The sequence below is a fragment of the Vibrio sp. H11 genome (genome assembly GCF_004804295.1).
Lineage (GTDB): Bacteria > Pseudomonadota > Gammaproteobacteria > Enterobacterales > Vibrionaceae > Vibrio > Vibrio ostreae.
Map to the genome: position 1 here is coordinate 310,611 of NZ_SSHN01000005.1, position 25,957 is coordinate 336,567.

The 25,957-nt window shown below is 49.1% G+C and carries 19 protein-coding genes; 9 read left to right on the forward strand and 10 right to left on the reverse strand.

Annotated features, from left to right (window positions below):
* Positions 1 to 38: 38 nt before the first annotated feature.
* Positions 39 to 731 carry a DUF2982 domain-containing protein gene (locus E6C74_RS10540; RefSeq protein WP_136484860.1) on the reverse strand — a complete coding sequence of 231 codons (693 nt, stop codon included), beginning with the start codon at positions 729 to 731 and terminating at the stop codon, positions 39 to 41.
* A 221-nt stretch (positions 732 to 952) separates the two neighbouring features.
* Between E6C74_RS10540 and E6C74_RS10545 the strand changes: the two genes are divergently transcribed.
* The 6 genes from E6C74_RS10545 (at position 953) to E6C74_RS10570 (ending at position 6,822) form a co-directional block, all read left to right on the forward strand.
* Entirely contained in the window at positions 953 to 1,342 is a 390-nt protein-coding gene (locus E6C74_RS10545; RefSeq protein ID WP_136484862.1) for a MarR family transcriptional regulator, read from the forward strand.
* A gap of 366 nt (positions 1,343 to 1,708) precedes the next feature.
* Positions 1,709 to 2,797 (forward strand): TRAP transporter substrate-binding protein, encoded by a 1,089-nt coding sequence (locus E6C74_RS10550; RefSeq protein WP_136484864.1) that lies wholly within the window; start codon positions 1,709 to 1,711, stop codon positions 2,795 to 2,797.
* A gap of 94 nt (positions 2,798 to 2,891) precedes the next feature.
* On the forward strand, positions 2,892 to 3,431 hold the full coding sequence (locus E6C74_RS10555) for a TRAP transporter small permease subunit (protein ID WP_136484866.1): 540 nt from the start codon (positions 2,892 to 2,894) through the stop codon (positions 3,429 to 3,431).
* A gap of 11 nt (positions 3,432 to 3,442) precedes the next feature.
* Positions 3,443 to 4,726: a TRAP transporter large permease subunit gene (locus tag E6C74_RS10560; RefSeq protein WP_136484868.1), complete on the forward strand. Its 1,284-nt coding sequence runs from the start codon at positions 3,443 to 3,445 to the stop codon at positions 4,724 to 4,726.
* 106 nt (positions 4,727 to 4,832) lie between these two features.
* Positions 4,833 to 6,200 carry a cache domain-containing protein gene (locus tag E6C74_RS10565; protein WP_136484870.1) on the forward strand — a complete coding sequence of 456 codons (1,368 nt, stop codon included), beginning with the start codon at positions 4,833 to 4,835 and terminating at the stop codon, positions 6,198 to 6,200.
* Positions 6,184 to 6,822 (forward strand): response regulator transcription factor, encoded by a 639-nt coding sequence (locus E6C74_RS10570; RefSeq protein WP_168797009.1) that lies wholly within the window; start codon positions 6,184 to 6,186, stop codon positions 6,820 to 6,822. Before E6C74_RS10565 ends, E6C74_RS10570 begins: the two co-directional genes overlap by 17 nt.
* A gap of 138 nt (positions 6,823 to 6,960) precedes the next feature.
* On the opposite strand, the gene E6C74_RS10575 is transcribed toward E6C74_RS10570, so the two are convergent.
* Positions 6,961 to 7,437 carry a MarR family transcriptional regulator gene (locus E6C74_RS10575; RefSeq protein WP_136484875.1) on the reverse strand — a complete coding sequence of 159 codons (477 nt, stop codon included), beginning with the start codon at positions 7,435 to 7,437 and terminating at the stop codon, positions 6,961 to 6,963.
* A gap of 379 nt (positions 7,438 to 7,816) precedes the next feature.
* Here E6C74_RS10575 and E6C74_RS10580 point away from each other — a divergent pair, with 379 nt between their 5' ends.
* Positions 7,817 to 9,394, forward strand: a complete 1,578-nt coding sequence (locus tag E6C74_RS10580) for a BCCT family transporter (RefSeq protein WP_136484877.1) — start codon at positions 7,817 to 7,819, stop codon at positions 9,392 to 9,394.
* 206 nt (positions 9,395 to 9,600) lie between these two features.
* Complete coding sequence (locus tag E6C74_RS10585; RefSeq protein ID WP_136484879.1) at positions 9,601 to 11,484, forward strand: methyl-accepting chemotaxis protein; 1,884 nt, start codon at positions 9,601 to 9,603, stop codon at positions 11,482 to 11,484.
* A gap of 174 nt (positions 11,485 to 11,658) precedes the next feature.
* Here the strand turns inward: E6C74_RS10585 and E6C74_RS10590 are convergent, their stop codons facing one another.
* The 6 genes from E6C74_RS10590 to E6C74_RS10615 form a co-directional block, all read right to left on the reverse strand.
* A complete protein-coding gene (locus tag E6C74_RS10590; protein WP_136484881.1) occupies positions 11,659 to 12,375 on the reverse strand; it encodes a 3'-5' exonuclease in 717 nt (238 codons plus the stop codon).
* Positions 12,376 to 12,384: 9 nt separating this feature from the next.
* Complete coding sequence (locus tag E6C74_RS10595; protein ID WP_136484883.1) at positions 12,385 to 14,274, reverse strand: DUF294 nucleotidyltransferase-like domain-containing protein; 1,890 nt, start codon at positions 14,272 to 14,274, stop codon at positions 12,385 to 12,387.
* 441 nt (positions 14,275 to 14,715) lie between these two features.
* Positions 14,716 to 15,915, reverse strand: a complete 1,200-nt coding sequence (locus E6C74_RS10600) for an amino acid aminotransferase (protein ID WP_168797010.1) — start codon at positions 15,913 to 15,915, stop codon at positions 14,716 to 14,718.
* A gap of 394 nt (positions 15,916 to 16,309) precedes the next feature.
* Complete coding sequence (locus E6C74_RS10605; RefSeq protein WP_136485003.1) at positions 16,310 to 16,549, reverse strand: hypothetical protein; 240 nt, start codon at positions 16,547 to 16,549, stop codon at positions 16,310 to 16,312.
* Positions 16,550 to 16,786: 237 nt separating this feature from the next.
* The gene (gene asnS, locus E6C74_RS10610; protein WP_136484887.1) at positions 16,787 to 18,187 is read right to left on the reverse strand and encodes an asparagine--tRNA ligase; all 1,401 of its coding nucleotides are present in this window, start codon (positions 18,185 to 18,187) and stop codon (positions 16,787 to 16,789) included.
* A 193-nt stretch (positions 18,188 to 18,380) separates the two neighbouring features.
* On the reverse strand, positions 18,381 to 19,994 hold the full coding sequence (locus E6C74_RS10615) for a methyl-accepting chemotaxis protein (RefSeq protein ID WP_168797011.1): 1,614 nt from the start codon (positions 19,992 to 19,994) through the stop codon (positions 18,381 to 18,383).
* A 284-nt stretch (positions 19,995 to 20,278) separates the two neighbouring features.
* On the opposite strand from E6C74_RS10615, the gene queD reads away from it, so the two are divergent.
* A complete protein-coding gene (queD, locus tag E6C74_RS10620; protein ID WP_136484889.1) occupies positions 20,279 to 20,638 on the forward strand; it encodes a 6-carboxytetrahydropterin synthase QueD in 360 nt (119 codons plus the stop codon).
* A 143-nt stretch (positions 20,639 to 20,781) separates the two neighbouring features.
* Here queD and E6C74_RS10625 read toward each other — a convergent pair whose 3' ends face one another.
* Together E6C74_RS10625 and E6C74_RS10630 are read right to left on the reverse strand one after the other, a co-directional pair.
* Entirely contained in the window at positions 20,782 to 24,186 is a 3,405-nt protein-coding gene (locus E6C74_RS10625) for a hypothetical protein (RefSeq protein ID WP_136484891.1), read from the reverse strand.
* 402 nt (positions 24,187 to 24,588) lie between these two features.
* On the reverse strand, positions 24,589 to 25,956 hold the full coding sequence (locus E6C74_RS10630) for an efflux transporter outer membrane subunit (protein ID WP_136484893.1): 1,368 nt from the start codon (positions 25,954 to 25,956) through the stop codon (positions 24,589 to 24,591).
* Between the last annotated feature and the right edge of the window lies 1 nt (position 25,957).

A 25,957-nucleotide genomic window follows, 5' to 3' on the forward strand; every position in this document is an offset into this window, starting at 1 on the left:
TAGTACTCAGACTCCGTTAATGTAGCATTAGGAATCTGCTAATTTTCTGCACTGTGATCAGGTAAAGGTTCTGGCTCGGCCGCGGCAAGATAGCGCCGGGTCAGACCGACAAACGCCTCCGCACTGCGATCCAAATCACTGCTGGCAATAAACACATCATAGCCGTAAAAGCGGCGCTGATAGCACATGCGATTGGCCAGCATCGCCATCAGACCACGATAGATCTTGCCGCCATGTTCGCAAAACGGGCGACTGTCGAGCACCATGTCTTCAAACTGATGATGCTGGTTGTGTTGCCTGGCACCCAGATAAAGCAGTGCCCGCTGCCGGAGCAGGATCTCGGTGGCAATACGCGGGCAAATAGCGTCCAGATACGGCTCGTAGCTTTTGAGTCGTATGCCAATCCAGGGCAGAGGTTGATGCCATCCTTCCTGTTCGTAGCTGCAAATGCCTATCTGGCTGATGTTATTCCACTTTACTACCCAGCCGCCATGAAACAGGTGCTGCTGAAAATGGGTGGGTGTCAGCGTATAACCGATCCAGCTTTTACGGATCAGCCAGTAGCCGCTACCACACAATATGCTCATAGCGATGAGAGACAAAAGGGCTTGTTGCCACCCCGGAGCCAGAATGACCAGAAACAAGGTCGCGACGATGGCAATAAAACCAATCATGCGCAGATAGGGAGAGCGCAGATCAAAATGGTGGTTGGATAAATGAACGGTTTGCATAAGGTTCACGGCAATTGTCTGTTATTTCTCTGTATTTATACTCAGTAGTGCAACAAGGGATCAGTCAGGCGTATGTCTAAATTGTAGCCAATTATGGCCGAATATCGTGTTTTTGTAGCCTAACTTGACCAACACCCTACAAAAGGCTGACGAATTTTGATATAAAACGCGCTTCAAATTTTCACCACTGCGCTTTGTGCAGTGAAATGGAGACATACTCGATGAGACTTGCTCATAAGCGTAACGTGCAGGCTAAACTGCAAAAACGCATTAAAGCGATTGCAGCAAACCTTGCTTCAGCGCCGAAAACAGCAAAGCCTGCAACTGCAAAACCTGTTGTTGAAAAGAAAGCCACGGTTAAGCCAGTGGCTCAACAAGTAGCAGCAGCGAAAAAAGTAGACGTAGCATTAACTCCAAAACAGCAACAGGTGCTGGATATCGTTGCCGCCAATGCTGAAGGCATCAATCCTAAGTCGATTGGTCTGGCAGCAGGTCAGGAAGATACCAAAGCAGCTTCCTGGGCAACCGGCGCTCTGAAAAAACTACTGGACGAAAACCTGGTCGTTAAAGAGCAACTTTCAGGCAACAAAGTTATCTACAAAACGATTTAACGTCATCTGTTTCGGATCACTGTTGTTTGCAAAAAAGCTCCGTGTGTCGGAGCTTTTTTCGTTTTCATTCCTGCCGTTTGTCACAAATTGGCCACTTTTTGCCTGAGTCACCTCCAGACAAACAACTACGTAGTTCTGACCGTCGTTATCCGCATTTTGATTTGTGACTGACCTGTAAAATTAAGCAGATAGACAAAACTTATCATTAATCACTTACGTGGTTCTACTTATCCCTTTCGTTTGAGCCCTCTACAAGCCTGTTAATTACTGCGTAATCACGCTCATTTCATCATCACGTAAGTTATCCCAAAGTAGAGGAGGAGATAAGGCTCACCAGAGCCTTAATAAAAACAAAGGGACGTGAAAATGAGTCTGATTTCAAAATCTGTAAAACGTGTCGTCGCCGGAGTGGTTGCCGTCACTGCCTGTTTTACTCTGTTGACTGCCAATGTAAGCGCGGCTGAAAAAGTGTATCGTCTGAAACTTGCCGAAACCTGGGGGCCAAACTTCCCGGTTTTTGGCGATACCACGAAAAATATGGCTGCCATGGCAGAAAAAATGTCAAATGGTCGTCTGCAGATCCGGATTGATTCCGCCAACAAACATAAAGCGCCATTAGGCGTGTTTGATATGGTCAAATCCGGTCAGTACGACATGGGGCACTCGGCTTCTTATTACTGGAAAGGCAAAGTACCGAATACCCTCTATTTCACGTCCATGCCGTTTGGCATGACCGCGCCTGAACAGTATGCCTGGTTCTACCACGGTGGCGGTATGGAACTGATGCAGAAAGTGTACGCGCCGCATAACATGTTGTCTTTCCCCGGCGGCAATACTGACGTACAGATGGGGGGCTGGTTCCAGAAAGAGATCAACTCAGTAGAGGATTTGCAAGGTCTTAAAATGCGTATCCCTGGTTTTGCCGGGGAAGTGCTGGCAGAACTGGGTGCTAAACCGACTAACATTGCCCCTGGAGAGCTATACACCTCGCTGGAGCGCCGTACTATCGATGCGCTGGAATGGGTAGGTCCTTCACTTGACCTGCGTATGGGATTCCACAAAATTGCACCTTATTACTACACCGGCTGGCATGAGCCGGCGACAGAACTGCAGTTCCTGATTAATAAACGCAGTTGGGAACGCCTGCCTGCTGATTTACAGGAAATTCTGCGTGTTGCAATGCGTGAAGCGGCCTATGACATGTATATCCAGTCTGTACATGAAAGTGGTAAAAACTGGGCGTCCATCACGACTGAATACCCGGATGTGAAGGTAAAAACTTTCCCGCCACAAGTGATTAAAGCGCTGCGCGAGGCCAATGACCGTCTGTTAGCTCAACATGCGGCGGCCGATCCTGAAGCAAAAGAAATTCAGCAATCCCAAGCCAAGTATATGAAGGAAGTTCGTGCCTGGACTGACATTTCAATGCGTGCTTACCTCAATAGCGAACAGTAGAGTCTGGGCTGAAGCATTAACCTGATAATAACAAACCAAGCTCCGTGTTTCACTGATGTCACGGAGCTTATATTCGAGTTTCAGGGAGTTTGAAATGAGAAGTCTGGTCTATATCGAGCGCTTGTTTAATCGTATCAGCGATTTCTGGGGATGGGTCTCCAGTATTCTGTTTATTCTGCTGGTGCTCAACGTCGTGTACGACGTTGTGATGCGTTATGTGTTTAATGATGTGTCGATCGCTTTTCAGGAGCTGGAATGGCATCTGTTTTCTGCCGTTTTTCTGCTGGGTATTCCTTATACCGTGAAAGCGGGCGGTCATGTTCGGGTCGATATTATTTATGAGCGGCTATCGTATAAAGCTCAGGCCGTGGTCGATATTGCAGGCACCTTACTGTTTTTACTTCCGTTTTGCCTGCTGGTGGCTTACTTCGGTATTGATTTCGCCAAAGAAAGCTTTGAACTGGGGGAAACCTCAGGTGATCCGGGCGGGTTACCGTATCGATGGATCATCAAAGCCATCATCCCGCTGTCCTTTCTGTTTATGGCGATCAGTGGCCTCGGGCTGATACTTCACTCCGTGAATAAATTTGCCAACCCTCGTCTGTTATCCGCTGGCAACACTGACTCGAAGTAAAGGATGACCTTATGATTGGTATTGTGATGTTTTTTGTGGCGCTGTTTGCGTTGCTGATCGGATTCCCTGTTGCGTTTACCTTTGGCGGCATTGCGTTAATTTTTGGTGTGTGGGCGGAAGGGATCGATATGTTCGCGTTCATGCCATATCGTATCCAGTCTATTATGGAAAACACGGTTCTGATGGCGGTGCCGCTGTTTGTCTTCATGGGATTGGTTTTGCAAAAAACCAAGCTTGCAGAGCAACTGCTGGAGTCGATGGGGCGCCTGTTTGGCGGTGTTCGTGGTGGTATCGCTATTTCGACGGTATTGGTTGGTGCTCTGTTGGCTGCATCCACTGGTGTGGTAGGTGCGTCGGTGGTGGCAATGGGGCTGATCTCACTGCCGGTGATGCTGAAATACAATTACGATAAAGGCCTGGCGTGCGGCACTATCTGTGCCTCCGGGACATTGGGGCAAATTATCCCGCCATCCATTGTCTTGATCCTGCTCGGTGATGTACTCGGTGTACCGGTCGGTGACCTGTTTCAGGCGGCCCTGTGGCCTGGTTTAGTGCTGGTGGGCGCTTATGTTCTGTATATCCTGATTTACGCGAAGCTGAATCCGCTCGCCGCTCAGCCGATAGAACGCGACAGCAGTAAAAGCCGTTCAGAGGAAGTCATAGAGGCATTGAAAGCCGTTGTTCCGCCTCTTGCTCTGATCATTGTTGTACTCGGGTCGATATTTGCCGGTGTGGCGACTCCGACTGAATCGGCTGCTTTAGGGGGAGCGGGTGCACTGCTGCTGGCGTTAGCCTACCGTCAGTTCAGCTGGAAGATGGTCTATGCTGCATCGAAGGAAACGGTGAAAGTGACCGCCATGGTGTTTGCTATTTTGATTGGTGCAACGGCCTTCTCCATGGCGTTTACCTACACCGGCGGTGACTTATTGGTAGAAGAGTGGATGCTGGCGATTCCGGGCGAAAAATGGGGATTCCTTGTTGTGACCATGCTGGTAATTCTGGTGCTGGGGTTTTTCATCGATTTCGTCGAGATCTGTTTTATCATTGTCCCTATCATTGCTCCGGTTGCCAGTCTGCTCGATATTGATATGACCTGGTTTGCCATTTTGATTGCGATGAACCTGCAGACTTCATTTCTGACACCACCATTCGGTTTCAGCCTGTTCTACCTCAAAGGTGTCGCGCCCAAAACAGTAACAACCGTTGATATCTATCGTGGTGTCGTTCCCTTTATCGCGATTCAAATTGTGGTTTTGGCTTCTTTGCTGGTTTTCCCTGGGTTTTATGGAATGTGATCGGATTCGAGGTTGTTACTTCCTTATTTCTTAAGTTGAAAACAAATTGATAAAGTAGGGCGGCTTGCTGATATGCAGTGAGCCGCTTTTATATTTGGGGAAACGGATGCCTCTTAAAGCCAAATTGATATTATTGACACTGTTACCTCTGCTGTTGGTGACGGCAAGTATCAGCTGGATCTCGATACATCAGGCCAAACGCCTTGGTGAAAGGGAGGTGGAGAGTTTCCGCGCGAATCTGATTAAAGCGCGTGAAACGGCTCTTAAAGACAGTGTCGATTTGGCATTGGACTCTATTAGTCTGGTGTACAACGATCCCCAGTTGTCACAGCAAGATGCACAGGACAGGGTAAAGCAGATCCTCACCCGTTTGCGTTACGGCGCAGACGGATACTTTTTTGTTTACGACCAACATGGCGTCAATCTGGTGCATCCCATTCAATCGGAGCTGATTGGTCGCGATTTACTGAAACTTCAGGATAGTGAAGGTGACTACCTGATTGAGGCGTTGCTGTTTCAAGCGCAGTCAGGTGGTGGATTTCATCAGTATCTGTGGCAGAAACCATCCAGTGGCGAGATTGTTCCCAAGCTGAGTTATGTTGAGTGGCTGGACAAATGGGGCTGGATGGTTGGCACTGGGCTGTATATCGAAGATGTCAGTCAGGAAGTGGCTGCCATGCAGGCCACGATAAATAACAATATCGATACCACCTTCTTTTCAGTGGTTGTCATTCTGGTGGTCACGGTCGCAGTCATTATCGTACTGACATTGGCTATTAATTTGCACGAGCATCGTCTGGCCGATAAAAACCTCAAAGAACTGGCGCATCAAACCGTCATGTTTCAGGAAGATGAGAAAAAACATCTCGCGCGGGAACTGCATGATGGCATCAACCAACTGCTGGTCTCGAGCAAATGTCATCTGGAGCTGCTGAGTTATAAGCTGAAAGATGACGTACTGGCCCGGCATGCCGAGAAAGCGCAGCAATCCTTGATGACCGCGATTAATGAGGTACGCAGAATCTCGCACAATCTGCGTCCTAGTGCGTTAGATGATATCGGTCTCCAGGCTGCGATCGTCACCTTGCTTGATGATTTTCAGTCGCATTCCGGCATTCAGGCCGAAAGTCTGTTTGATACTCCGCCTGGTTATAAACTCAAATCTGAGGTGTCCACCACCTTATATCGAGTGGTGCAGGAATCGCTGAATAATATTGAAAAACACGCGCGGGCGAAGCATGTCAGTGTGATCGTGCAGCAAATGGGGAGCATGCTGCAACTGATTATTCGTGACGATGGCGTCGGTTTTCATCTCAAGGGAGCGTTGGCGAAAAGTGGAATCGGGTTACGCAACATGCAAGAGCGGGTCGAGTTTCTCGGCGGTGATCTGGAACTGATGAGTGAGCCCGGATTCGGTACCGAAATTACAGTTCTGCTGCAACTGGATGGATCAATGTATGGAAAAGCCAATTAGAGTCGTGATTGTGGATGACCATCAGGTCGTCCTCGAAGGTTTTATGGCCCGTCTTGAAATGGAGCCGGAAATAGAGGTCGTTGCAACGGCAGGAAACGGGGTTGAAGCACTAGAAGTGGTGAAGCAGCATCGACCGGATGTGATTCTGATGGACGTCAGCATGCCGATTATGAACGGTATTGATGCGACCCGTCTGATTAAGGAAGCGGTCCCCGATGCTAAAGTTTTGATGCTGACGATGCACGATAACCGTGAATACATCATGAAAGTGATGCAGGCTGGTGCAGTGGGCTATATGCTTAAGGAAATTTCAGCTGAAAAAATGGTTCAGGCGATTAGAACCGTGAATCTTGGCTCAACTTACTTTTGCGAATCCGCGACCCAGACGTTATTTACGCAGGATGTGGAACCTGTGGCGCTAAAGCCGAATCCGCTCAGTCGCAGAGAAGAGGCGGTATTGAAGCTTGTCGCACAGGGCCACAGCAGTAAGAAAATCGCGTCCCTGCTTAGTATCAGCTACCGAACGGTCGAGACGCATCGTCAGAACATCAAGCACAAATTAGATATTCACAGTACCGCTGAACTGGCCCAATACGCTGTTCAGCATGGGTTGCTGGAATAAACTGTACTATGGTTAACAAACAAAGGGTTAACAAACAAAGGCTGGATGTGGCAAACCTTTTGCATTATCTCGATATAAGAACAACGGATTACGTTTGCAATCCGTTGATTAGGCGAAAGTAGTATGGATTCAAACGATTTATTCAGCTTTAGTAATACTGCCGATTTCCAGCATGGGTGCCACATCGTAGTTTTCGGCATTCATCATTGAGGATAAACGCTGAACTGAAGAAAGCAGGAGGCTCTGTTCCCAGTCTTCCAGTTTTTGGAATCGCTCAACAAAGTCTTGCTGCAGTGGCTGAGGTGCATCTGCAAGCAGCTTAAGGCCTTCGTCGGTCAGGTGCGCATGGACTTTACGCTTGTCAGAGACACTGCGAATGCGCTGTACATAACCATTACGTTCGAGGCGATCAAGGATAGTCGTCGCTGTTGCCTGACTCATATTGGTATGCTTGGACAGTTCACGAATGGTGACTTCACCCAACTCCTGAATTGATCGCATTAAAATCAACTGAGGACCAGTCAATCCAGCGTTTTTGCTAAGCTTTTTAGAGTGCAGGTCAATGGCTCGGATGATCTGGCGAATGGCAACCAGTACTTCTTCATGTCTTTCCAAAATGTTCATCCACGACTTATAGGAGAATTTAGGCGCGACGATACATTAGTTGAAGCGCGATGAAAAGTGTTGACATCATACTTTTTTTACAGGGATTTTAGACGCTTTTTATGTATCTAAAACGACATAAAATGTTTTGTACACGAAGTACATGCTTGTTCTTTTTGAACAAAAAGTCTACGCTCGTTAACGAATTTAAGTAAAAACTGGTTACAAAACAATCTTTGGGTAGATTTGAGATCAATGGTGTGTAAACTGTAAGTCAAGTGTTGTATCGGACAATAGTTATGACCACGAAATATATTTGATGTGTTTAATAGCAAATTGTGTCGTTGTTATGGTTATAGAGTTCAACAAGGATCTGTAGAAGAGAGGACAAATGACGAAGGGTATTGATAAATATAGTATCGACAGTACCGACTATACCGTGGGGCAGGATAACGTCCAGAAATGGGGTTTTGATGTTCACAATCCGGTATTCGGTATTAGTGCGGGTCTGATAGGTCTGTTTTTGTTGGCGACACTTTTAGTGGACGCAGACACGGCAAAAACAGCGTTAGACGGAATTAAGTGGCAGATTATCGGTTCCTTTGACTGGCTATTTATATGGTCTGGTAACATTTTTGTGATTTTCTGTCTGGTTTTGGTGGTATCTCCATACGGTAAGATTCGTCTGGGCGGAGAAGACGCTGTTGCCGATCACTCAATGATTTCGTGGCTGTCTATGTTGTTTGCTGCGGGTATGGGTATCGGTCTGATGTTCTGGAGTGTGGCTGAGCCGGTGGCGTATTTCACCGGTTGGTACGAGACTCCATTAGGTGTTGCTCCTAATTCTCCGGAGGCGGCGACGCTGGCTCTGGGCGCGACCATGTTCCACTGGGGGCTGCATCCTTGGGCTATTTACGGCGTTGTTGCGCTGTCACTGGCTTTCTTCTGTTACAACAAAGGTCTTCCGCTTTCTATCCGTTCTATTTTCTACCCGATTCTGGGCGATCGCGCCTGGGGCTGGGCAGGTCATATCGTGGATATCCTCGCGGTATTAGCGACGTTGTTTGGTCTGGCAACCTCGTTGGGACTCGGTGCTCAACAAGCGGCAAGCGGCATCCACCATGTATTTGGGGTTGAAGCGGGTATCGGTCTGCAGATTGTGGTGATTATTGGTGTGACTCTCTTGGCAACGGTGTCGGTTATGCGTGGCATTGATGGCGGTGTGAAAGTCATTTCAAACATCAACATGGTCGTCGCATTCCTGCTGCTTATTCTGGTTGCTCTGATTGGCTATGCGGTGACGTTCGGCTCGATTCCGACCACGTTTATGGCTTACGTTGAGAACATTATTCCGCTGAGTAATCCGGTAGGTCGTGAAGACGTTGCCTGGTTCCAGGGCTGGACTGTGTTCTACTGGGCATGGTGGATCTCATGGTCGCCATTCGTCGGTATGTTTATCGCACGTGTTTCCCGTGGCCGTACTATCCGTGAATTTATTGTCGCAGTGCTGCTGGTTCCGACTGCTGTCACCCTGGTGTGGATGTCAGTATTTGGTGGCCTGGCGATTGAACAAGTGGCTGACAAAATTGGTGAGTTGGGTGCTAACGGTCTGACCGACGTATCACTGGCGATGTTCCAGATGTTTGATGTACTGCCGTTTGGTACGCTGCTGTCAATTATTGCTGTTGTGCTGGTTCTGGTGTTCTTCATTACCTCATCAGACTCAGGCTCTCTGGTTATCGACAGCATTACGGCGGGCGGTAAGATGGATGCTCCGGTACTGCAACGTATCTTCTGGGCGTTGATGGAAGGCGCGATTGCGATTGCTCTGCTGTGGATTGGCGGCACGCAAGCGGTGCAGGCTCTGCAAGCAGGTGCGATCTCTACCGCGTTGCCGTTTACCTTTGTACTGTTGCTGATGTGTGTCAGTTTGGTAATGGGCATGCGGACAGAACCGTTTAAACGTTAAATTCGTTTTGTGATAAAGCCGGCATTTGCCGGCTTTTTTTTGGCCATAATAACATGACGCATGTCACATTATTGACGACCTGTTGGTTAACTCCTTAATTGGTCAAATAATATGCAATTATCTTTACATAACACGTGCAACCTTGTCATATTCCCGTTACTATCTGCGCCGTACTATTCAAACCCAACCTCTTATAAAGTAATCAGATGAAACTGACTCTTAAGCAAAAACTCATTGGAGCAAGCTTGTCAGCTGTGGTGGTCATGGCCGCCGTACTGACCTGGCTGTCTGCTGACAAATTAAGTCAACAAACTCACCGTGGCGTTCTTGATCGGGCTGAAGCGATTTCAATTGCCGCTTCAAAAGGTATTTCCGACTGGATCTCCATTCGTAAAGATATCACTTCGGCGTTCAACGATTATACCGAACAACAGGACATGGTTCCGTACCTGCAACAAGCACGTAATGCTGGTGGTTTCGACGACATCTTCTTTGGTACACCGAAAGGAGAAATGTTTCGTTCTCATCCAGAGCGTAACCGCGCCGACTATGATCCTCGTACCCGTCCTTGGTATAAAGATGCCTCAGCGGCTGGTAAACAGCTGATCACAACAGCGTATCAGGACGCGATTACTAATGCTTTACTTGTGACCATCGCTGAACCTGTGCGTCACAACGGCCAGTTTGCCGGTGTGGTTGGTTCTGATGTACTGATCGACCAACTAGTGAATGATGTTCTGGCTATTGACGCCGGTGAAAATGCTTTTGCTATGTTGATCGATACCCAAGATGGTACGTTCCTGGCTCACCCGGATAAAAAGCTGCTGCTAAAACCAGTCAACAGCGTTTCGAAAACATTCAACATGAATATGATCGAAAAAGCATCAGGCGAAAGCCGTCTGGTTGAACTTGAGCTGAATGGACGTGACTCACTGTTTTACTTCAGCAAAGTACCCAATACGCCATGGATTTTTGCGATTCAGATGGATCGTGATACTGAATTCGCGGCCGAAGATGAATTGCTGACCGGTCTGCTGATATCTGCCGTGATCGTGACCATCATTGTGGTACTGATTGTGTCATGGCTGGTGAGCTTCCTGTTCCAGGATCTGGGCCGCGTATCGCGTGCTCTGGCTGAAATTGCTTCTGGTGAAGGCGACCTGACTCAGCGTCTGGAACCGCGCAGTGACGATGAAGTGGGCCTGTTGGCCACTAACTTCAACGTGTTTGTCGGCAACATGCACACCATGATTCTCAAGTTAAGCCATGTATCACAATCTCTGTCTGAGCAGTCGAAAATGACCGCACAGCATGCAGAAGAGCGTAGTGCTCGTATCCGCATGCAGCAGGATGAAATCAACATGGTGGCGACGGCGATTAATGAGATGGCGGCGGCCACTCATGAGATTGCCCACAACTCAGAAAATACCGCTCGTCACTCAGAAGAGTCTGTAACGGCGTGCCGTGATGGTTCAAACCAGGTATCTCAGGCGCAGAACTCACTGAACTCTTTGGCGGATGAAGTTCGTCTCGCAACCAATGTTGTGACTGAACTGGAAGAGCACGGTAATCAGATCAGCACTATTTTGTCGACCATTCAGAACATTGCTGAGCAAACTAACCTGTTGGCTCTGAATGCCGCGATTGAAGCGGCACGTGCCGGTGAACAAGGTCGTGGTTTTGCGGTGGTTGCTGATGAAGTGCGTATTCTGAGTCAGCGTACCCACGCATCGACAGAAGAGATCCAAACCATGATCGAAACGCTGCAGTCTACGACTAAGAAAGCGGTGGGTATCATGAATGACAGCCGTATGCTGGCTGACACCAGTGTCGATGACTCACATGCCGCGGCAGCCAGTCTGACACAGATCCAGCATGCTGTTGAAAGCATCAGTGATATGGCCACTCAGATTGCCTCAGCGGCGGAAGAGCAGGCATCAGTGACCTCGGAAATCACCCGAAATACTGAAGGCATCCGTGATGTGTCAAATGAACTGGCAGAAGAAGCACATGATGCTGCTGCTCAGGCAGCTGCGCTGTCTGACCTGTCAGGTGAGCTGGAGCAGGAAATTCGTCGCTTTAAGCTGTAATCACACCACAGAGATGTGACCCAAAAAAGGAGCCTGATGGCTCCTTTTTTTATCGGCCCTGTTCTATTTATACCGCCGCCTGCGATACATTGACCTAATGATGCGGACGGTATGGCCTTTGCCAGAACGGGGAGCACAAGGCAGCTAAAACAGCTAAGTCATGCTAATTTGCGTTTAGAGCCAGAACTGACGCAGCGGTTGATCACCGGAAAAGTGGTGGGCAATTTGTGCCTGCAGCAGCTCAGCTGTAGCGATGGCATCGGTCAGCGCGTGGTGCGGCGTGTAGGCGGGCAGGTTGTAGCGCATACGCGATTGCCCTAATCGCACCGAGTCAGGCCGTTTACCCATGATTTTATTGACAATACCAGCGGTCTGCCGTTTCTGAATCTGGCTCTCAAGCTCCATAGTATCAATCACCGGAAACTCGATGCCTTCACCAATCCGGCGTTTCAGGGCGCGGTCAAGAAACTCGCGCTCAATCTTGTGGTAATGCACCACCAGGACGTGTCCGGCCAGCTCATTAAGCACTTCCTCAACGATTTCACTCAGATCCGGAGCATCCATGATATCGTTATGGGTGATGCCATGAATGACAATCGAGTTCTCATCGAGTTTTTGCCGCGGTCTGACCGTCCAGTGTTTAGCCCGGTTGAGATAGACCCGGTTGAGAGTAAACGGCACCAGCCCGATAGTAATGATTTCGTCTTTGTCGGCGTTAAGGCCGGTCGTCTCAAAATCCATAGCCACAAAGGTCATCTCACTCATCGGTGTGTCCGGGTTGGGTAACTCGGTCTGGTAGAACTGCTGTAACAGCGGATCTTTCACCACATTCTGTTTGGCTTTGTACTTATACTGCCAGTCTATACTGGGCGGCTGAAAAAGTTTTATCATGCTGCGACCTTACTTAATGCTGCTGCTGGCTTGGTAACGGTACTTGAGGAAGTTCTGGGCGTTACTCAGGATCTGGAAAGCATCTTTGAGGTTACGGCGTTCAAAATCAGACAGATGTTCCGGTTCGATATTGTTATCGGCGGCAATGTCATTCTCAACATCAATGGCCTGGTGACGGATACGTACCATGGAGATAAATTCCAGTGCATCACGCAGGTCCATACCGCGGCCTTTAGGCAGGATGCCAGCGTTAATAATATCATCCAGACGTTCAAACGAGTTCTTCGCTCGTGAGCCGACGGCCAGCGCATGCACGCGGATTAAATCGGCCAGCGGCGCAGTACCACGGCGTTTAAGGTTAATGGAGTTATTATGACGGCCATCTTTTTCCATCACGAAGCTCTTAAAGAAGCCGAGTGGCGGGGTACGGTTCAGCGCGTTGCGTGCCAAGCAGGCCAGAAAACGGTTGTTACGACGCGCACGGCGCACGATAAACCCGGTCAGCTGTTCTGCCCATTTCAGGCGGCCATAAACGCCGTCCAGATCGAAGAAGATTGAGGCATTCAGCAGCGCTTTAGGATTCGGATTGTCGATCCAGTCAGCAAAGCAGTCTTCCCACTCACGACGGGTCATACGCCACATCGGGTTGGTGGCCATAATGTCGCCAGTGCAGTAGCTGTAGCCACATTCGGCCAGACCATCACAGACGAACTTGGAGAACTGGGCAAAATATTCACCGTGTTCAGCTTCGTTATAACTGTCATCCAGAATGATGGCGTTGTCCTGATCAGTGACGACTAACTGTTCATCACGACCCATTGACCCAAGGGCCAGGAAGCAATAGGGAATTGGGGCGGGGCCGAGATTTTCTTCAGCCAGTTCAATAATGCGCTGTTTGAAGCTGCGGCCGATCACCGACATTGCGGTACCGACCATGTGCGAGTTGGCATCTTCATTAACCAGACGCACAAAACTGTTCTTCACCTGTTTGGAAATCTGTGCCAGGTCCTCAATGCTGTTTTGCTGGAAGATGCTGCTGACCAGTAACAGTGAGTTTTGTGATTCATGACGAACGATGTCCGTGATATCCAGAATCCCGATGGGTTTACGACCTTTCAGGATCGGCAGATGGTGCACGTTGTATCGCAACATCATCAGCATGGCTTCATAGACGTAGGCGTTGTGATCAAGCGAGATGACATCTGATGTCATGACACTTTCTACCGGTTCAACGTATTTCACGCCCTCAGCCACAACTCTGCGACACAGGTCGCGGTCCGTCAGAATGCCAATCAGAGGACGGCTGTCTTCCTCATCATCTTCAAGAATGTCCGGGTCGATGATCAGCATGGACGAGACGTTCTCTTCCGCCATTTTGACCGCGACGTCCTGGATGCTGGCGCCTTTATTCACATATGGGGCTTCGCGGGTAATAAGACGTTTGACTTTCACTGTGGTCAAGTCGTTCTGTTCCGCAGTACTGGAAACGGCCTGGCGTAAACGGGCATTATCCTGTACTTCGACAAAATCAGCGAACGTATCGTAGGATTCATACAGAGACTGAAATACGGCTTCAGGAATACAGTACACCAGAGTATCTTCAATCGCGGTAACCGGGAAACGCACTTTGTTGTTGGTCAGTAAGCCCATCTGACCAAACAGGCCGCCTTCTGTCAGACGGTTATACAGTTCCCCTTTACGACGGTACACTTCCACCACGCCACTACGGATCATATACAGTTCTTCGGTATGGTCGCCAAAGCGAATGATCGGAGTATCTTGTCGGTAATAAGTGATCTCGACGTTGTGTGCAATGTCTTCCAGCGTTTCTTCAGGTAAATCGCTGAACGGCGGATGTTGGCTGAGGAAGTTTTTTATTTCTAATAGTTCCGCTTCCATCTATGGCTCCTTGCGTGGTGACGTGTACGCTGGTTAAGGATATACAGCTCAGTGCTGTTGGAAAGTATTCATACTACACGAATTTTTCCGATAACACAGAAATGCACGCCAAAATAGCGGTCGGCTGATGGCTATCTGTGCGTTGCTGGTTACCTGCCTGATAAATCATGTCTTGAGCTGACGGTTATCATCCGGCTGTGTGACCTATCAATGCAATAAGCAAAAGGCGCTGATGTGATTTCAGTCTAGCTTAAGTGGCTGGGTATTCAGAACTATTTTCAATTTTCGAACGACTTGCCAGCTTCTCAACCATTCCTGGAGAGGTTCTCAACAATCTTCCCGGTTTAAACCAGTGATGTGCACAAAATGCGGGGAGAGGGAAAACAACAAAGCCGGCATGGGGCCGGCTTTGTAAAACAGAGAAACGGATAACAGCGCGAGTTACAGAACCGCTTTGATGCCGTCACACAGAGGCTGCATGTTGGATTTGGTCATACCGGCAACGCTGATACGGCCAGAACCTACGATGTAGATACCGAACTCGTCTTTCAGACGGGTCACTTGCTCTTTGCTCAGGCCAGAGAAAGAGAACATGCCGTTTTGACGCTCAATAAAGCTGAAGTCTGCAGTAACACCTTTCTCTTTCAGCGTTGCAACGAAGAGTTCGCGCATTTCCTGAATACGTTCACGCATTTCTGCCACTTCTGCTTCCCATTCCTGACGCAGTTCTGCATTGTTCAGAATGTGAGTCACTACCGCTGCACCGTGGGCTGGTGGGTTTGAGTAGATAGAACGGATGATCGCTTTAACCTGAGAAAATGCAGTGGTCGCCACTTCTTCTGATTCTGCCACCAGAGTGAAGGCACCGACACGCTCGTTGTACAGACCAAAGTTTTTAGAGAATGAGCTCGCAACCAGGATCTCTTTATTGTACTTAGCAAAGGTACGCAGGCCGGCAGCATCGTCTTCCACACCTTTTGCAAAGCCTTGGTATGCAAAGTCAAACATTGGCAGCAGACCTTTGTCTGCAACCAGTTTAGCCAGGGTTTCCCACTCTTCAGCCGTTGGATCGATACCGGTTGGGTTGTGGCAGCATCCGTGCAGCAGCACGACATCGCCGGCAGAAGCTTGCTCAAGGTCTGCGACCATGGCCGCAAAGTCTTTATCTTTCGCTTCTGCGTTGTAGTATGAATAAGCAGCAGTTTCCAGACCAGCAGCGTTAAACACACCGTGGTGGTTTGCCCATGTCGGGTTGCTGATCCACACCTTAACATCGCCAATTTGACGTTTGATGAACTCACCCGCGATACGCAATGCGCCAGTACCACCCGGGGCTTGAGCAGTTTTCGCCAGCTTCTGAGCAACGATATCAGAATCTGCACCGAACAGCAGTTTTTGTACAGCCAGGCTGTACTCTGCCATACCTTCAATCGTCAGGTAAGATTTGGTTTTTTCTGATTCCAGCAGCGCGGCTTCTGCTTTTTTCACTGTCGCAAGAACGGGAGTTTCGCCAGCTTCATTCTTGTAAATACCAACACCCAGGTTGATTTTGTCTGTACGAGGATCATTTTTAAACTCTTCAGTCAGACCAAGAATCGGGTCAGCCGGAGCTGCGACAATTTTTTCAAACATAATGCTCATCCATGTTAGTTAAGGTGGGAAGAAAAATTTCGATGAAATTTATCGTATTTATACCTTTCTGCCCTTGTCGTGACAACAGCACTTCACAGAAAAATTTAAAAAATTTTAATGAGTTGATGAAGTCACACTAAACCTGGGATTTTGGCTGATTAATTTGGCTCTGTTTTGTCAAATTAATCAGGGTTTAATGAGAAATCGATGCATGTATCGTCGGGATAAAAAGCCGTTTATCGGCTCTGCGATAAGGCTTGGCTGAATATTGAGTGACGGCAAAATGTCAGGTAATCGTTAACTTTTACGTAACAAAGCGAAGGTGCGCTATTCTCACAGTTTGTCGGGGATTATCCGGTTCGGGTTGAACCGGATAATGGTTGGAGTGGCGATAAAATAACCACTAAGATGATTGCTCATCATTGAGATGTTTAATGATGGCTTTCTTGGCGTCTTCTTCAGTGGCCTGTTCACCATCTTGGACATCCAGTGGTTGTTTCGGATACAGGCCAGTTGCATCTTCGGCAATATGCAACCAGTCCGGGTGCCAGTAATAGGGGTTTGAAGCGTTAGGATGGTCCCAGCTATGAACCCCGTCTTTGACCCCGTTGTAATAGAGGTCCTCGATTTTAAACACTTTCATCATCTGCTCCCTAAGTTCTTCACTTGGTCACTATCAACAGAGCTGAATAGCAATATCCTTGGTAAGTATGAACAAGCCCCGTCACTTGATCGAATTAAATTCGCTGCAAATTGAGTTTACATTTGGCATGACGCCGAAGTAACGTAAGCGGGAGAGGCAATAAAAAAAGCCTCCGTAAACGGAGGCCTATGCGATGTTTGCTGCGCTGGCTTCTGCGTTAGCGCCGCTAGCGCAGGCTTAGAAGTTTGCGCTGCGTGGTGTACGTGGGAATGGGATCACGTCACGAACGTTACCCATACCGGTTACGTAAGAAACCAGACGCTCGAAGCCCAGGCCGAAACCTGCGTGTGGTACTGTGCCGTAGCGGCGCAGATCACGGTACCAGTTCATGTGCTCAGGATCGATACCCATTTCCACCATACGTGCATCCAGTACGTCCAGGCGCTCTTCACGCTGTGAACCACCGATGATTTCACCGATTCCCGGTGCCAGAACGTCCATTGCTGCCACAGTTTTGCCATCGTCGTTCATACGCATGTAGAACGCTTTGATGTCTTTCGGATAGTTCTTCACGATAACCGGAGCTTCGAAGTGCTCTTCGGCCAGGAAACGCTCGTGTTCTGAAGCCAGGTCGATACCCCATTCAACCGGGAATTCGAACTCTTTACCTGATTTCAGCAGGATCTCGATGGCGTCAGTGTAGTCAACCTGAGCGAAGTCAGAAGAAACGAATTTCTCCAGACGAGTCACGGCATCTTTGTCGATACGTTGCGCGAAGAATTCCAGGTCATCACGGCGCTCTTCCAGTACCGCTTTAAACACGTATTTCAGCATGTCTTCGGCCAGTTTTGCGACGTCGTTCAGATCAGCAAACGCGACTTCAGGTTCAACCATCCAGAACTCCGCCAGGTGACGGCTGGTGTTTGAGTTTTCAGCGCGGAACGTCGGGCCAAAGGTGTACACTTTGCTCAGCGCACAAGCGTATGCTTCGGCGTTCAACTGGCCAGATACGGTCAGGAAGGTTTCTTTACCGAAGAAATCTTCGTTGTAATCCACAGCACCTTTGTCGGTACGTGGCAGGTTTTCCATATCCAGAGTGGAGACTCTGAACATCTCACCGGCACCTTCGGCATCGGATGCGGTGATCAGTGGTGCAGATACCCAGTAGTAGCCTTGCTCGTGGTAGAAACGGTGAATCGCTTGTGACAGACAGTTACGCACACGGGCAACCGCACCGATAACGTTAGTGCGCGGACGCAGGTGCGCCACTTCACGTAAGTACTCAATTGAGTGACGGGTTTTTGCCATCGGGTAGGTATCAGCGTCTTCAACCCAGCCAACCACTTTTACGCCCGTTGCTGCCAGTTCAAAATCCTGACCGCTCGCCGGAGACTCAACCACTTTACCTGTTACTTCGACAGAGCAGCCGGTTGTCAGCTTCAGTACTTCGTCGTTGTAATTATTCAGATTATTAGGGACCACGGCCTGAATCGGGTCGAAACAAGAGCCGTCATAGATGGCAAGGAAAGAAATTCCAGCTTTGGAATCGCGACGTGTACGGATCCAGCCGCGAACAGTTACTTCACTGTCAACCGCCAGCTTACCGCTTAGTACGTCTTTTACAGGCGCGTAAGTCATGTTTGATATAATCTCCATTGAGGTAAAAATTCCACCCGAATTTCAAACGGTCGCCACTGTTTCAGCGCAGTTGTTGATGCGCTTGTTGTGGTTAACAAATAAGCGAACTTTCGGATGGATTGAATTTTACAGATTCAACGGAACATATTACCTGTCAATTCGTCAGCATCAACCATTAATGTTGCCTAACTGCTCATTTCTTATGCGAAATCGTGAATTGATTGAGCAGAGCTTCCAGCTGCTGGGACAATTGTTCGAGATTCAGGCTAATTTGCCGGGTTTGGGTGGCAGACTGGGAGGTCTCATCAGCATGTTTGGTGATGATATCAATCTTAACTTCCACCTCCTGGCTCACGGTTGCTGTTTGTCGGGTTTGCTCCTGAATACCACTGGCATGGTCAAGTACCTGTTGCATTTCAGCACCCACTCGGGTCATCACAGATGACAACGCCTCAATTTCGGTAGAGCGCTGGTGCGCCTGGGCAGAGACGCTATCGACCGATGTGAGAGACGTTTCACTATCACGCTGGAACTGGGCAATGATATTTTCAATATTACCAGTTGCTTCAGCAGTCCGTGAGGCGAGTTGACGTACTTCATCGGCCACTACTGCAAATCCGCGTCCTTGTTCGCCGGCACGGGCCGCTTCAATCGCCGCATTGAGTGCAAGTAAATTGGTCTGTTCGGCGATGCCTTTAATCACTTCAAGAATTGAAGTGACTTCATTGGTCTGGTCGTTCAATTGGGCAATCTTGTTTTTTACGCCATCAATATCGTCGACCAGAAGCTTGATGTCCTGGCTGGCGATGTGAGCCTGTTGTGCACTCTGTTGTGCGGCGTTGGTGGTGTGATTGATCAACGCTGCAGCGTCGATAGTGGCTTGTTCAACCTGACGCTGTTTGGTTTGCATTTCTTCAATGTTCATCTGCACCACGGCCGTTTCACTCTGTTGGTGGTTGGCAGCCTGATCGGTAACTTGTGCCACATCGGTCAGTTGGTTGGCAGAGTGACTCAGGCTGCGCGAGGTATCTTGTACCTGGCTGAGGCTGTGTGACACGGTATCAATCAACGAATTGATTGAGGAGGCCAGTTGGCCTAATTCATCCTGGTTGCCTGGTCTGAGCCGTTGCGACAGATCCTTACTGTCACTGACACGCTGCATAAACAGTGAGGTGTGTTGGATAGGGCGCACGATCAGTTTACGAATCAGCCACATGGTGAGCAGGAAACCGAGCAGGGCAATGGCAGCCATGATACCGATCCCAATCAGCGTGCGATGAGCAACCCGTTGTGTCAGCTGGCTGAGATTATATTCAAGGCGAATGACGCCGAGTACTTCACCTTCGGCGGCCATATGGCACGCAACACAATTTGTACCGCGATAGTTTTCACTTGACCTCATTGGCAGCGCCACGACCAGTCCTTTGCCCCAGTCGGCCTGATAAGGCTCCAGTACCAGTTCGCCGCCCAACGCGCGGCGGTCAATCTCATCTTGCGGCTGCTGGTAATCCTCACCGGGTCCGTAAAGCTTGGTGACGGCGTCGCTTCTCAAAACCCGAACCTGTTCTATGCCTTGTTGGGACAGTGCTTTTTGGCGCAGTGTTTCTTTTTGCGCCATGGTACCGGTCAGCATCATCATGTTGAGGCTGTCGAAATAGTTGCTGGCTTTATCGTGCAGTTGTTCACTGAGTACGGAATGGATAAGGTCACGTTGCTGCCAGTATTGATAGGCAGTCGAGCCGGCTAAGACCATGAAAAACACAGTCACAAGTGTGAACAGCAGTTTGGCAGTGATGGTTAAGCGCATGATTATTTATCTTATTATCGTTGTAGGGAACAGACCTAATGACTTTAGCGGTAAAGAGTCAGCACTACAAAAATGAAACTTAAGTTATTGTGACCTTAGACAAAATGTGGATTTTGGATTTGTGACCCAGGGAGAATGTTGGGTGATCTTTTTTCATTGGGTACGTCATTCTTTATCTGCTGCGTCGCTTTTCGCTGCTAAACGCTTAATTAGTGTTAGAGTGACTTGTCTCACACTGTGAGATTCCGTAGTATTGCGTCTCTTTTGAAAGCCTGAGAACCGAGATGAAAACTGAGATTTACAAAGAGTTCATGTTTGAAGCAGCTCACCATCTGCCACATGTGCCTGAAGGTCACAAGTGCGGTCGTCTGCATGGACACTCTTTTTTAGTTCGCCTGTATGTAGCAGGTGACGTGGATCCTCATACAGGTTGGCTGGTGGACTTTGCGGAAATCAAAGCCGCGTTTAAACCGATTTACGATCGTCTGGACCACTACTACCTGAATGACATTGAAGGTTTGGAAAACCCAACCAGCGAAGTGCTGGCCAAATGGATTTGGCAACAGCTGAAGCCTGATCTGCCGATGCTGAGCAAAGTCGAAATTAAAGAAACCTGTACCGCAGGTTGTATTTATACCGGCTGATTAGGTCACAGATGAAAAGAAGCCCGGCATAGTTCCGGGCTTCTTTTATTTTGTTTTTCAGGTGAATGTTCAGCTTAAATGACACGGTTTTTTAAATCACAATGTCCTTTAAAAAAACAGCACTTGAAAACAACACCGCAGGTTTACTCGAAAGAGTAGACGTCCGTCCACACTTCACCTTCGTCGGTTTCCTCGATGCCTTGCCATTCTGTTGAGCGTGACATCACTTTCAGTGAGAAGTTAACCCCGTCAGTATCGACAATATGCATGTTGTCAACATAAATGGTCGTTCCCGCGGTCAGGGTTACTGCCAGCTCACCACTTGCATCATCAACTGTCCAGGTGAATGCGTAGCTGTCGGTACCGTCAGTGAAGCTGCCGACTCCATCCGAATTGAAGATGTAGGCTTCGCTATCTTCCGGATTCGTGCTCGACATTGTGCGTGGCAATTGCGCCATAAATGCGTTGCTGAATGCGGCTTGAGACTCACTTTGCAGTAAGCAGTCGTTCACCGCCTGGAGATAGGTGCTGTAATCGACGTAGGATAGTGGCACATCATTCACATCGTCCCAATCCGTATTACCCTGGGTGCACTCGCTGATTTCAGGATTGCCATCGATGCTGGTGTATTGGGTCAGCCAAATCTCTGCATCTTCCGGGCTAAAGACGGCAAACTCCAGAACATCATCTCCCTGCGGTTCAGCCAGCAAGGCGAGGTATTCCGCTGTGCTGTCGTCGCTGTAACGCAGTTCAATAAAGCCATCGTCATTAATCAACCACTTGCGTGTGCGTACCATGCCATCGCGATAATATTCGGCGCTGCCGTCCGTGGCGAAGGTGTACAAACGAGTCTCGCCATTGGAACGTATCCGCAGCAGTTCAGCACCGTACAAATCGCTCGCGCTGACGGTTGGCAGGACGCCACTACAGCTTTGATAGGTGTCCAGTGTAGCGGTAAAGTCAGTGTAACTTTTGCCAAGACCTTGTTCGACTGAACAGGCGCCCAACTCTATGAGCGCGACGGTGTCTGACCAGATTTCTGTGACAACGTCACCGTTTCCGTCGCTGTAGGTTTCAAAGAACTTGAGTGACCATTGCGTGTCTGACGAGTCGACTAATGCCCAGTACCAGCTTTCGTCTGGCAGACTACTATCGGTGATCTTTATATAACCGTTTTCAATGGCCCAGGTCGTGGTATCGCCTTCCTGACCGTCACGGTATATGGTCATGGTGTAATCGGCATTAAAGCTGTAATCACGAGTAGAACCGTCACCGCGTACCCGGTGGAAATTATTACCGGCGACCATATCCTCGCTGATCGCGGCTGACCCATAACAGCTTTCGATAGCAGCTTCGAAGTCGCTCATGGTCACGCTGGTTAACCCGTCATTGTCACCTTCACTGCATTGATTTAGCGGGATATCGGCAGCAGCGAGCAGCGCGTTTTTAGCACTGTCACTAAACAACGTGATATCTTCGTCATCCAGCATAATGCCGGCCATTTCCATGTTACCTATGTACACCGCTCCCTGATAAACACTGGCCAGCATATGTGGCGTTGGCTCATCAAATGCGTCACCAAACGCAGTCAGTGCATCCTGCGGAAGAGTGAACAACAGCAGTGACTCATTATTGATGGTCTGCTGTTCCCAGGTTGAAGATGCGACCAGAGTTGCGATGCCTGCTTGCCAGTCGGCTTGATAGTACTGCGCTACGCCGCCTTCGACAAACTTAACCAGGATACTGTCGCCAATACTCATTCCCTGCAGTTCTGATGTCGCGAGACTCGAACTGCCAGCCTCAGCAAAAATTAGCTCTGACAGGCTGGTGGCACCTTCATGGCTGTTGTCCGGTCCATCGTGAATGTACGGCGTCCAGTCCCACATGTAGTAGTTATTCTGAGCCGGAGTCAATCCGAGAGAAATCAGATAAGCATCTTGCGGATAGGTCGCGGTTTGATTGTTGAAGTTATCCCAGTCGATATCGGTGTCAGCCACCAGACTGCCTGCCAGGGAACGTAAACTACCACTCAGGGTATAACGCAGATTGGTGTGATCGCTTGGATAAGCCACCAAAGCGTTATCAGAGAAATCGATAGTGTAAAGCCCGGTTTGGGTACTCCAGCCCGATTCCGTCAGCACCAGATCTGAATTTTCGCTGCTGACACTAACCTCGGTTTTATCGGCTTTGACCAGTGTAGTACTGTCCATCATTGCCATTGTACCGTTGATGGTCAGCATTTCACTGTATACCCGAACCTGGTCGTTGTCGTCATCATCGGCGTACAGAGCGTAGACGGCCGTTTGTTGCTGCAAATACTGGATTATCTGACCGGTGTCGCCTGCACCGACTGAATCATCGAGCGGATCATCGTCAATCGCATCTGGAACCCCGTCATCATCGTCATCGGTATCTGCGTTGTTACCGGTGCCGTCACCGTCTGTATCGACACTCTCATCTTCATCGAGCGGGAAGGCGTCATCGCCGTCTGCGACGCCATCGTTATCATCGTCTGGGTCAGCGTTGTTACCGGTGCCGTCGCCGTCAGTATCGAGGCTCTCGTCTTCATCAAGCGGGAAGTCATCCTCACCGTCTGCCACACCATCGTTGTCATCGTCGGTATCGGCATTATCACCGATACCGTCACCATCGGTATCGACACTTTCGGCCGGATCAAACGGGAAAGCATCGTCTTCATCTGCGACGTTATCGCCGTCATCATCGGTGTCGGCATTGTCGCCGATGTCATCATTATCACTGTCCGCCCATTCAGTGGCATCATCGGGAAACGCATCGTCGCTATCAGCAACGCCATCACCGTCAGAATCAGTATCCACTGCACCGTCACTATTGATATAGGTTGAATCGAGTTGTTCCGGGGATTTGCTTTCTACCTCAGCTTTGATCACAACGGCAACGATAACCGCGTTGTCGAGTAATTCATTGCTACCATCATTATCCGTCGCTGCTGCATTGAGATCTTGCGGAGTCTGAGGCATTGAACCCGACGATACCAGACTGCGTGCAGCAAAGGCGGCACCGCTGCTGCCACTGGCTTTATAGTCAGAAAGCGTATCTTGTTCACTGATGCCGAGTTGATTGGCTATTTTTGTTTGCGCGCTGGCCACATCGGCTGAGCTGCCTGACGTCACTTCAATATGGACTAAGGTGGAAAGGGGCGTGACCTGCGCAGTGCCCGGTGGAGCGGAGAGGGTAAAGTCGTTTGAAACCGTATTTCCGGTATCTTCATCGACCGTTTCTCCGCGGATGGCCTGCACCACAACCGGGTAGTCTTCCGGATTGGTGATGCCACTGACATCAAGCTCCGCCACGCCACCGCTTTGTGAGGTTGCCGAAGGCTCGTTGTCATCCAACTGGAAATCCTGATCCAGATCGAGCCACACCAAAGCTCCGCGTAAGTAGCCATCAATCGCTTTGACACTGTAAGTGGAACTGGCAGCTGCGGGTGAATCGTTATCACTGCCGCAGCCGTACAGCGTCAGGCTGCTGAATAATCCCAGCGCCATCACTGACGTTTTCATTCGCATAGACAAATCCTTATTTCTGATGTGTATTGTTCTTTATTTTTGGTATTGATTGAATGAATATCACAAAAGAAGCTAATTGAGGCTGATGATTTATTCAAGTTAAGGAATTTTGACGAAATAGCGATTCAGGAAATGGATTTAGACCAATATTAACGGTCTATATTTTATGTGAATATCAATAAGGCAGCAGGTAGATAGAGGACAATCAGGAAATACGCTTAAGAAACAAAACGATGCTCAAGATGAGGTGGTTTTTACAGAAGTGTCGGTAACGAGAGGTGAAAGCTGTGACTGATGTCAAAATAAACCTGAGTAAATGCAACGAAGTCTCAGCATGAAATCAAAATATCCACCCAAGTTGTAAGTGGATATTTAAACGCCATACTGAAACTTCTTCATAATTTATTGGAGAACATCTTCCCCGCCGAGGCTCTGATATATGGTTGCCAGGTTGACTAAGCGGTTATAGCGGTTTTCCAGTAAAGATGCTTTGGCACTGCGCTCATTTTCCTGAGCGTCGAGCAGGGTGGTGATATCGATGGCACCATATTGGTACTGGCTTTTGTAGATACCTGCGGCCTCTCTGGCGCTGTCGTATTGTTGCTGTAATTTTTCTGCCTGATAACGGTAGTTGTCACGGGCGGAAAGCGCGTTGTCGACATCCTGAAAGGCACTGTACAAGGTCTGGCGATAGTTAATGATCGCTGACTGATAACGTACATCGGCAATATCGCGGTTGAGCTGCATCTCATTCCAGTTAAGGAATGGTAAAGCCAGATCTGCGCCGAGGCTGCCAATCGGGTCGCTGAGCAGATGACGTAGCTGAGTCGAAGAGCCCCCCAAAGCGCCGGTCAGGGTCAGAGACGGGAAGTAACTGTTATCTGTATTGTCTTTGTCAGCCAGCGCCGATTTAAGCTCAAACAACGCCTGTTTTACGTCCGGACGGCGGCTGAGAACGTCGGCAGGAATACCTGCTTCGATCTCTGGCAGAGCCGTGTCGGGCAGGGTACTGATACCTGGTTTGCTCTCTTGTGGCGGTTGGTTGAATAACAGCGCAAACGCATTTTTGGCTTCGGTGTACTGCTGAAGATAATCACGATGGGTGGCTTCAATCCCCGCCAGTGAACGCTGCGCTTCCAATACATTGATGCGCGAGACTGAGCCATAACGATACTGGCTTTCCGTTAAAGCCAGGGTTTGGCGCGCTTCATCAATATCGGCGTTACTGAGCGCGATACGCTGGCTGAGGTAGCCGATTTGCCAGTACAGCTGAGCTGTAGTCGCTACCAGAGATTGCGCGGTTGCTTCACGCTCTTCCTGGCTGGCCATAGCCGTCCACATCGCGGCGTCTTTCGCGGCCGCCAGTTTACCCCATAGATCCAGCTCATAGCTCACACCCAATGATGCCTGATAGCTGGCAGAGCTGTCACCGCCGTCCAGCGGTTTGCTGCGCTGCGCTGAAGCGTTGGCAGACAAGTCAGGGTATGTGTCACTCACTGCAAGGCCAGCCTGTAAGCGGGCTTCACGCAGGGTCAGTGTCGCTAAAGCCAAATCGTTGTTGGTTGCCAGAACCTGATCGATCAGAGTGTTTAGTTGAGGATCATTAAAGCTCTTCCACCACTGTTCGATAGCTGCCGAGGAAGATTCACTTTGGCTGCTTTGCCAGTTGTCCGGCACCTGCACATCCTGTGGCTCCAGCTCAGAGCGGCTAACACAACCTGTGGCCAGCATGACACACAGAGCCAGGGTTGAGATCTGATAACTACGCATT

Excerpts from the sequence above, each read along its gene's own strand:
- E6C74_RS10590 (WP_136484881.1), bottom strand. The coding sequence starts at position 12,375 with ATGATAAAACTTTTTCAGCCGCCCAGTATAGACTGGCAGTATAAGTAC.
- E6C74_RS10565 (WP_136484870.1), top strand. The coding sequence starts at position 4,833 with ATGCCTCTTAAAGCCAAATTGATATTATTGACACTGTTACCTCTGCTG.
- E6C74_RS10570 (WP_168797009.1), top strand. The coding sequence starts at position 6,184 with ATGGAAAAGCCAATTAGAGTCGTGATTGTGGATGACCATCAGGTCGTC.
- E6C74_RS10540 (WP_136484860.1), bottom strand. The coding sequence starts at position 731 with ATGCAAACCGTTCATTTATCCAACCACCATTTTGATCTGCGCTCTCCC.
- E6C74_RS10605 (WP_136485003.1), bottom strand. The coding sequence starts at position 16,549 with ATGAAAGTGTTTAAAATCGAGGACCTCTATTACAACGGGGTCAAAGAC.
- E6C74_RS10595 (WP_136484883.1), bottom strand. The coding sequence starts at position 14,274 with ATGGAAGCGGAACTATTAGAAATAAAAAACTTCCTCAGCCAACATCCG.
- E6C74_RS10545 (WP_136484862.1), top strand. The coding sequence starts at position 953 with ATGAGACTTGCTCATAAGCGTAACGTGCAGGCTAAACTGCAAAAACGC.
- E6C74_RS10550 (WP_136484864.1), top strand. The coding sequence starts at position 1,709 with ATGAGTCTGATTTCAAAATCTGTAAAACGTGTCGTCGCCGGAGTGGTT.
- E6C74_RS10555 (WP_136484866.1), top strand. The coding sequence starts at position 2,892 with ATGAGAAGTCTGGTCTATATCGAGCGCTTGTTTAATCGTATCAGCGAT.
- E6C74_RS10560 (WP_136484868.1), top strand. The coding sequence starts at position 3,443 with ATGATTGGTATTGTGATGTTTTTTGTGGCGCTGTTTGCGTTGCTGATC.
- E6C74_RS10630 (WP_136484893.1), bottom strand. The coding sequence starts at position 25,956 with ATGCGTAGTTATCAGATCTCAACCCTGGCTCTGTGTGTCATGCTGGCC.
- E6C74_RS10615 (WP_168797011.1), bottom strand. The coding sequence starts at position 19,994 with ATGCGCTTAACCATCACTGCCAAACTGCTGTTCACACTTGTGACTGTG.
- E6C74_RS10585 (WP_136484879.1), top strand. The coding sequence starts at position 9,601 with ATGAAACTGACTCTTAAGCAAAAACTCATTGGAGCAAGCTTGTCAGCT.
- E6C74_RS10580 (WP_136484877.1), top strand. The coding sequence starts at position 7,817 with ATGACGAAGGGTATTGATAAATATAGTATCGACAGTACCGACTATACC.
- E6C74_RS10625 (WP_136484891.1), bottom strand. The coding sequence starts at position 24,186 with ATGCGAATGAAAACGTCAGTGATGGCGCTGGGATTATTCAGCAGCCTG.
- asnS (WP_136484887.1), bottom strand. The coding sequence starts at position 18,187 with ATGACTTACGCGCCTGTAAAAGACGTACTAAGCGGTAAGCTGGCGGTT.
- queD (WP_136484889.1), top strand. The coding sequence starts at position 20,279 with ATGAAAACTGAGATTTACAAAGAGTTCATGTTTGAAGCAGCTCACCAT.
- E6C74_RS10600 (WP_168797010.1), bottom strand. The coding sequence starts at position 15,915 with ATGAGCATTATGTTTGAAAAAATTGTCGCAGCTCCGGCTGACCCGATT.